Genomic DNA, 7,512 nt, shown 5'->3' with positions numbered 1-7,512 from the left:
CTCGCTGCCGGGGGATGCTTGCATATGGCGGCGGATTTTACGGGGCGGCTCCGGCCGCCTTTCGAGAGGCCTGTAGGACCATTTCGCCGGATAAACGTTTTGTGACGGCGTGTCCAAACCAGTGTGTAACATGTGGCCCGTGAAACGCCGGGGAGAAACTTTTTACCCGGAAACCTCTCCGAACCGCATGAACAAGCCGTTGCCAGATCTTTCCCCAACTCCTTCTTCATCGTTGATTGCACGCCGCAGCCTCATCGCGGCCCTTGCTGCCTCTCCCATGCTTCCCGCCATGGCCCAGTTCCGGGTCGAGGTGTCGGGCGTGGGGCTGACGCAGTTGCCGATCGCGCTCGTGCCTTTCCGGGGGCAGGACGCCTCGCCCCAGAAGATTTCCGACATCGTCCAGGCCGACCTCGAACGCAGCGGCCAGTTCCGCGGCGTCGATGCCTCGGGCCAGGCGCTCGACGAGTCCTCGCGCCCCGACCTCGCCCTGTGGCGCCAGCGCACCGCCGACTCGCTCGTGGTGGGCAGCGTGAGCCGGCTTGGCGACGGCCGCTACGACGTGCGCTTCCGCCTGTGGGACGTCGTGAAAGACCGCGACCTCGGCGGCCAGAGCTACACCGTGCCGCAGGGCGACCTGCGCCTGGCGGCCCACCGCATCGCCGACTACGTGTACGAGAAGCTGACCGGCGAGAAGGGCATCTTCTCGACCCGTATCGCCTACGTCACCAAGGGCGGCAGCCGCTACTCGCTGTGGGTGGCCGACGCCGACGGCGAGAACGCACAGGCGGCGCTCGCCAGCCCCGAGCCGATCATCTCGCCCTGCTGGTCGTCCAACGGCCAGCAGCTGGCGTATGTGTCCTTCGAGTCGCGCAAGCCCGTGGTCTACGTGCACAACGTGGCCAGCGGCCAGCGCCGGTTGCTCGCCAACTTCAAGGGCTCCAACAGCGCCCCGGCCTGGGCGCCCGACGGCGGCTCGCTGGCCGTCACGCTCAGCCGCGATGGCGGCTCGCAGCTGTACACCATCCCGGCCAGCGGCGGCGAACCGCGCCGCCTCACCCAGAGCTCGAGCATCGACACCGAGCCGGTGTACTCGGCCGACGGCAGCACGATCTACTTCGTGAGCGACCGCGGCGGCGCGCCCCAGATCTACAAGATGAGCGCCAGCGGGGGCAACCCGACGCGGGTCACCTTCAGCGGCACCTACAACATTTCTCCATCTGTCAGCGGCGATGGCCGGTGGTTGGCCTACATCTCGCGGGTCGGCGGTGCGTTCAAACTCCACGTGATGGAGTTGGCCAGCGGCAATGTCGCCGCGATCACCGACACCACGGCCGACGAGAGCCCGAGCTTCGCACCCAACAGCAAGCTGATCGTCTATGCCACGCACCTGCAGGGTCGCGAGGCGCTCATGACGACCACGCTGGACGGAAAGATCAAGGCCCGCCTCGCGGGCCAGGCGGGAGACATCCGTGAACCGGACTGGGGTCCGTTTCAAAAGCAATAAGCATTGACCAGATAAATTTACTTGAGGAGTTCGCAAATGTTGAAACGTACGATCTATTCGCTCGCCATCGTGGCGCTCATCGCCGGTTGCTCGTCGGGCACCAAGCTCAACGAAACGCCGGTCACCGACCGCAGCGGCACGGCCGGCGGCCAGCAAGGCGGCGCAACCGCCGTGGCCCCGGTGACCATCGACCCCAACGCCAACACGGCGCAAGGTCCGGTCGGCGTGGCACGCATCGTGTACTTCGACTACGACAGCTACACGGTCAAGCCCGAGTTCCAGTCGGTGATCGACGGCCATGCACGCTTCCTCAAGGGCGCCACGCAACGTCGCATCTCGATCGAAGGCCACACCGACGAGCGCGGCGGCCGCGAGTACAACCTGGCCCTCGGCCAGAAGCGTTCCGAAGCCGTGCGCCGTGCGCTCACGCTGCTGGGCGTGAACGACAGCCAGATCGAAGCCGTGAGCTTCGGCAAGGAAAAGCCCGCAGCCCAAGGCTCGGGCGAAGAAGTGTGGGCGCAGAACCGCCGCGCTGAAATCCGCTACACCCGGTGATGCAACCACGTGCCCTGTGGCGAGGCGCGGCCCTCGCCGCCGCCTTGTTCTGCGCGTCGGCCGGCTCGCAGGCTGCGCTGTTCGAGGACGACGAGGCGCGCCGCGCCATCCTCGATCTGCGCCAGCGCGTCGAAGCCATGCGCCAGCAGACCGACCAGCGCCTGGCCGACGAAAACGGCCAGCTGCGTCGCAGCCTGCTCGACCTGCAAAGCCAGATCGAGCAGATGCGCGGTGAACTGGCACGCATGACCGGCCAGAACGAGCAGCTCACGCGCACGCTGAGCGAGATGCAGTCGCGCCAGACCACCATCGACGACAAGCTCAAGCAGAACGAGCCCTCCAAGGTCTCGATCGACGGCCGCGAGTTCAACGCCGATCCGAAGGAAAAGGCCGACTTCGAAGCCGCCCTGGGCGTCTTCCGCTCGGGCCAGTTCGCACAGGCCCAGACCGCCTTCGCCGAGTTCGTGAAGCGCTACCCGCAAAGCGGCTACAACGCGTCCGCGCTGTTCTGGCTCGGCAATGCGCAGTACGCCACGCGCAACTACAACGAAGCCATCGCCAATTTCCGCTCGATGCTCTCGCTCGCGCCCGACCATGCCAAGGCGCCCGAAGCCGTGCTGTCGATCGCGAACTGCCAGATCGAACTGAAGGACACGCGCGCCGCACGCCGCACGCTGGAAGACCTGACCAAGGCCTACCCGCAGTCGGAAGCCGCACAGGCCGGCCGCGAGCGTCTGTCGCGCCTGCGTTGATGCAATGACCGTTTCGGCGGAGCTTTCCGCTTGAGCGCTTCACCCGAAGCCTCCTCGCTCCCCATGGCCGCCGCGGATGTCCTCACCGACACCGCGGCGCCTGACTTTGCACGCCGCTTCGGCGGACTCGAGCGCCTGTACGGCGTGGCCGGTGCCGCGCGCATCCGTCACGCGCATGTACTCGTCGTCGGCATCGGCGGCGTGGGCTCGTGGGCGGTCGAGGCGCTGGCACGCAGCGGGGTGGGGCGACTGACGCTCATCGACCTCGACCACGTGTCGGAGTCGAACATCAACCGCCAGATCCACGCGCTCGACTCGACCGTCGGGCAGGCCAAGGTCGAGGCCATGCGCGAGCGCATCGCGCAGATCAACCCCGACTGCCAGGTGCTCGCCATCGACGAGTTCGTCGAGCCCGACAACTGGGCTTCGCTGCTCGAGACCGCGCAGGCCGCCCACGGGCCGGTCCATGCCGTCATCGACGCCTGCGACCAGGTGAAGGCCAAGCTCGCCATGGCCGCCTGGGCGCGCACCGTGTCGCGCAGCACCGCATTCATCACGGTCGGTGCGGCGGGTGGCAAGCGGCAGGCGCACAAGGTCGACATCGACGACCTGTCGCTCGTCACCCACGACCCGCTGCTGGCCCAGCTTCGCCAGCGGCTGCGCAAGCTGCACGGCGCGCCGCGCGAAGGCCGCAAGATCGGCCTGGCCTGCGTGTTCAGCCGCGAGAGCGTGGCACCGCCCGATGCGTCCTGCCAGATCGATGCGGGCGACGGTTCGCTCAACTGCCACGGCTACGGATCGGTGGTCAGCGTGACCGCCACCTTCGGACAATGTGCGGCAGGGTGGGTGCTCGACGAAATTGCGAGAAACACCACGCTATAATCCAAGGCTTTGCTGGATTCAACGTCGGCAAGAAGCAAGAAAAATGGTTCCGGGACGTTAGCTCAGTTGGTAGAGCAGCGGACTTTTAATCCGTTGGTCACTGGTTCGAATCCAGTACGTCCTACCAGAACCCCCCAATCAATCCTCATGTGCTGCAAGCACCTGAGGATTTTTTTATGGGCGGCGCGCGCCCCCACGCACGATCACCCCTGGGGGCCGTGGTTGATCATGTCCCGGTGAATCAGCCAGCGGCCTTCCACCTTGCGCCACAGCACGAGGTAGCGTCCGCTGTCTGCCGTGACCTTCGTGCCCTCCGGCGTCGCCGCCTGGAGCTCATACGCGCCGACCTCCGAGGCCTCGTGCTCGTTCCCCTCGACATCGAGCGAGACGAAGCTCGCGGCCACGATGCCCTGGGCGAAGACGCCTTCGAAGAAGCGCGCAATCTCTTCATGGCCCTTGAAGGTGGGCGCGTCCTCGGGCAGGAGTTGCGCATCCTGCGTGTAGAGCGCCAGGGCGTCGGGAAGGCGCCGGCTGGCGATGGCGCGGGCCAGCGCGTCCTCTTGCTGCTGGATCTGTTGAATCAAGGTCATGGTGTTTCCGTGGTTGAAGAAGCGGGAGTGAAGACGTGTTCGTGGACGACGTGGCCGTCGACCAGCGTCAGGAGGCTGTGGGTCGCCGGAATCTCCGACGGCGCGATCGAGAACAGGTCCTGGGACAGCACGGCCAGATCGGCGCAGGCGCCGGGCACCAGGCGGCCCTTGTGCTCACCCAGCCCTTCGGCCACCGCGCCGCCGTGCGTGTAGGCCCTCAGGGCGTCTTCCATGCTGGCAGCCTCGTCGGGCCTGGCCGGATGCACCACGGCGGCATACAGGCCGAGGAAGGGGTTCAGCGGCCCGTCGGAGCCCAGGGCCACCGGAATGCCGGCGCCGAATAGCGAGCGGAAAGCCGCAAAGGGCGTGTCGGCACCGAAGCGCGCTGAATACAGATCGCCGAACAGGAAGTGCGAAGGGTTCTGCACCACCGTCACGCCCAGAGCTTTCGTGCGGTCGATCTGCGCGGGCGTGATGCCGTCGGCATGCTCGATGCGCAGGCCGGGGTCGCGCCAGTCCACATCGGGGCCGAAGGACTCCGCGCATGCGAGCACCGTCTCCAGCGTCTGCGCGCCGATCGCGTGCAGCAGCAGCGGTTCGCGCGCGGCGATGCTTTCGCGCAGCATCTCGCGCACGTCGGATGCCGCAAAGTTCTCGCGCCCCTGGGTCGTCGGATCGTCGCCGTAGGCACGGCCGATGGCCGAGGCCCGTTCGACGGGCGTGCCGTCGAGAATCCATTTGGTGCCGTCCACGCGGATGCGCGGAGCGACCTGGCGCGGCAGCTCCCGGCCTTCGCTCACCAGGCGCCCCTGCGGCCCCGACGGCGGAAAGCGGATCACCCGCACCTTGATCGGCAGGTCGGCGGCCTTCAGCATCTCGACGTAACGGGCCGCGGGCGTCCACGACATGTTCTGCAAGGTGGTGATGCCCCAGCGCACGCAATCGGCCGCCAGCGCGCGAAGGCTGTCCACGCCCTCGTCGCGCGTGGCCATGGACGCGAAGGTGCGCTGCGGCGCCCATTGCGCGTACTCGTTAATGCGCCCCGACAACCGCCGGGTGCCCGCCACGCGTTCGTAGGTGCCGCCCAGCGGATCGGGCTCGTCGTCCGAGATGCCCAGCCGTTGCAACGCGGCGCTGTTCACCACGTTGGTGTGGTTGGTCATGCCCAGCAGGATGACCGGGTGCCGGGGCGCCAGCGCGTCGAGCGCGTCGCGCGTCACCGAGCGGTCGATCGACAGCCCGATGCCCATCACCCCGTAGATCCAGGTGCCCGCCGGCGAGCCTGCGACAGCCTCCTCGATCATCGGTGCCACCTGCGCGAAGCCGGGGTCCACGACCGGATCGACCGGCAGCCGGATGCCCGCGGGGTCGGGCGTGTGGTGCATGTGCGCATCGTTGAAACCGGGAATCACCAGGCGCCCCTGCAGCTCGATGACTTCGGTGCGTTCGCCGATCCAGGCCTCGATCTCGGCGCGCGTGCCGGTGGCGACGATGCGGCCTTCGTCGATGGCGAGCGCCTCGCACCACGGATGCGTGCGGTCGGCCGTGAAGATGCGCCCGCCGGACAGCACGCGCTCGGCGCCCCCTGGCGCCTTGGAAGGGCCACCGCGCCTTCGAACGAGCGGTGCCGCACCGTCGCTGCCAGCGGCCGGCAAAGCCGCGCCCGAGAGGCCCAGCGGTTGCGCCTGCCAGGCAGCGGCCATGCACGTCCACAGCATCGGTCGGGTGAGCGGTGCGGGCTGTCGCCAGTCGGCATCGTGCGCTGCGCGGTGCACGTCGTGGAGCAGCTGAAGAAACGCCGCGCGCGGGATGCAGCAGGCGCAGCGGTAGTGCGCACTGTTCTTCTTCGCGGGCGAGGGCGCCGGCAGGGGTGGCATGGCCACCGGCAGTGCGGCGTGCGGATGAAGGGCGGTCATGAAGCGGGCTCACTCTCACGGGATGACGGACGGCCAGCGTAGAGAGGCGGGGCGCCCGCGCACAGACAAACTGCTGTCAATTCCGGCCATCGACCACACGCGACGGCAGGCCGGGGCCTGCCCTTCTCGCGTTCCCGCGGGGCAGCACGTACGATCCGAAAGCACGCGCGGCCCCGCCCCTCCGATCGGCGCTGCGCTCCCTGGAGCACCTCGATGACACACCCCGCCGACAGCCACCTCGTGGTGATCCTCGCGTTCGACGAGGTGACGGCCTCCGACATCACCGGCACCGCCGATGTCTTCGCCATGGCGACGCGCTACTTTCTCGGCAGCGCCACGCTGGGCTACCGCATCGCGATCGCATCCATCGGTGGCCAGCCGATCCGCACGTCATCGGGCATCTGCATGGCCACCGAGCCCTTGTCGCAGATCGCCACTGAGCGCATCGGCACCCTGGTCGTGCCCGGCGGCGGGCCGCCCGCGGACCCGCCGATTCCCGCCGACCTGGTGGCGTGGCTGGCGCGCGAAGGCCGCCAGGTGCCCCGCATCTGCGGCATCTGCACCGGCACCTTCCTGCTGGCGGAAGCGGGCTTGCTCATGAACAAGCGGGTCACCACGCACTGGCAGGCTGCCCGGGTGATGGCCGAGCGCTATCCGCAGGGCCGCATCGAGGCCGACCACATCTACTCGCGCGATGGCGAACTGTGGACGTCGGCGGGCTTCACCGCCGGGCTCGACCTTGCGCTGGCCGTGCTCGAGGAAGACCACGGCTACGAGATCGCGATGGAAGCCGCGCGCTCCTTCGTGACTTTTCTCAAGCGCCCGGGCCATCAGTCCCAGTTCTCAGCGGCGCTGTCGTCGCAGATCGCCGGCGACCGCGGCTTCAGCAAGCTGCACGCATGGCTCATGGAGCACCTGGCCGACGAGCTGAGCGTGGAAACGCTGGCCGACTGCGTGGGCATGGCGCCTCGCACCTTTGCGCGCCGCTACACCGAGCAGGTCGGCCGCACGCCGGCCAAGACGATCGAGGCCTTCCGCATCGAGGCCGCATTGCGCTCGCTCGCCGAGCCGGCGCTGAGCCTGAAGAAGATCGCGCGCGACTGCGGATTCGGAGACGAGCAGAACATGCGGCGCTCGTTCGTGCGCGTGCTGGGCGTCGGGCCGGACAGCTACCGGCACTCGGAAGCTGTCGGAACCGCTGCTGCGCTCAACTAGGGCCTGTTCACCCTATTTCTGGCGTCGCGTTGGCTGGCAAAGGGGCTGGCTGCAAGGCGCCCGTGCGCAGCAAGGCTGAAGCCTTGCAAGCGCGGGCA

At 68.0% G+C, this 7,512-nt stretch carries 7 protein-coding genes and 1 tRNA gene; 6 read left to right on the top strand and 2 right to left on the bottom strand.

Features of this window, described 5'->3' with window-relative positions:
- The first annotated feature begins 187 nt into the window (after positions 1-187).
- The 5 genes from tolB (at position 188) to AC07Y4_RS32245 (ending at position 3,820) form a co-directional block, all read left to right on the top strand.
- Complete coding sequence (gene tolB / locus AC07Y4_RS32265) at positions 188-1,504, top strand: Tol-Pal system beta propeller repeat protein TolB (RefSeq protein ID WP_095745431.1); 1,317 nt, start codon at positions 188-190, stop codon at positions 1,502-1,504.
- A 36-nt stretch (positions 1,505-1,540) separates the two neighbouring features.
- Entirely contained in the window at positions 1,541-2,059 is a 519-nt protein-coding gene (gene pal, locus AC07Y4_RS32260) for a peptidoglycan-associated lipoprotein Pal (protein ID WP_062470142.1), read from the top strand.
- Entirely contained in the window at positions 2,059-2,811 is a 753-nt protein-coding gene (ybgF, locus tag AC07Y4_RS32255; protein ID WP_062470144.1) for a tol-pal system protein YbgF, read from the top strand. Before pal ends, ybgF begins: the two co-directional genes overlap by 1 nt.
- A 63-nt stretch (positions 2,812-2,874) precedes the next feature.
- Complete coding sequence (locus AC07Y4_RS32250) at positions 2,875-3,693, top strand: tRNA threonylcarbamoyladenosine dehydratase (RefSeq protein ID WP_235926844.1); 819 nt, start codon at positions 2,875-2,877, stop codon at positions 3,691-3,693.
- Positions 3,694-3,744: 51 nt separating this feature from the next.
- Positions 3,745-3,820: transfer RNA gene (locus tag AC07Y4_RS32245), tRNA-Lys, on the top strand.
- 76 nt (positions 3,821-3,896) lie between these two features.
- On the opposite strand, the gene AC07Y4_RS32240 is transcribed toward AC07Y4_RS32245, so the two are convergent.
- Together AC07Y4_RS32240 and AC07Y4_RS32235 are read right to left on the bottom strand one after the other, a co-directional pair.
- Complete coding sequence (locus AC07Y4_RS32240; RefSeq protein WP_487846866.1) at positions 3,897-4,283, bottom strand: YybH family protein; 387 nt, start codon at positions 4,281-4,283, stop codon at positions 3,897-3,899.
- Positions 4,280-6,199, bottom strand: a complete 1,920-nt coding sequence (locus AC07Y4_RS32235; RefSeq protein ID WP_487846867.1) for an amidohydrolase — start codon at positions 6,197-6,199, stop codon at positions 4,280-4,282. The genes AC07Y4_RS32240 and AC07Y4_RS32235 overlap by 4 nt, the downstream gene beginning before the upstream one ends.
- A 213-nt stretch (positions 6,200-6,412) precedes the next feature.
- Here AC07Y4_RS32235 and AC07Y4_RS32230 point away from each other — a divergent pair, with 213 nt between their 5' ends.
- Positions 6,413-7,414: a GlxA family transcriptional regulator gene (locus AC07Y4_RS32230; RefSeq protein WP_487846868.1), complete on the top strand. Its 1,002-nt coding sequence runs from the start codon at positions 6,413-6,415 to the stop codon at positions 7,412-7,414.
- Positions 7,415-7,512 lie beyond the last annotated feature (98 nt).

This window comes from Variovorax sp. GW460-12-1-14-LB1, from assembly GCF_059423605.1.
The sequence above is the reverse complement of the archived record's forward strand: the minus strand, read 5'-3'. Positions and strand labels throughout refer to the sequence as shown.

Excerpts from the sequence above, each read along its gene's own strand:
- tolB (WP_095745431.1), top strand. The coding sequence starts at position 188 with ATGAACAAGCCGTTGCCAGATCTTTCCCCAACTCCTTCTTCATCGTTG.
- pal (WP_062470142.1), top strand. The coding sequence starts at position 1,541 with ATGTTGAAACGTACGATCTATTCGCTCGCCATCGTGGCGCTCATCGCC.
- ybgF (WP_062470144.1), top strand. The coding sequence starts at position 2,059 with ATGCAACCACGTGCCCTGTGGCGAGGCGCGGCCCTCGCCGCCGCCTTG.
- AC07Y4_RS32250 (WP_235926844.1), top strand. The coding sequence starts at position 2,875 with ATGGCCGCCGCGGATGTCCTCACCGACACCGCGGCGCCTGACTTTGCA.
- AC07Y4_RS32240 (WP_487846866.1), bottom strand. The coding sequence starts at position 4,283 with ATGACCTTGATTCAACAGATCCAGCAGCAAGAGGACGCGCTGGCCCGC.
- AC07Y4_RS32235 (WP_487846867.1), bottom strand. The coding sequence starts at position 6,199 with ATGACCGCCCTTCATCCGCACGCCGCACTGCCGGTGGCCATGCCACCC.
- AC07Y4_RS32230 (WP_487846868.1), top strand. The coding sequence starts at position 6,413 with ATGACACACCCCGCCGACAGCCACCTCGTGGTGATCCTCGCGTTCGAC.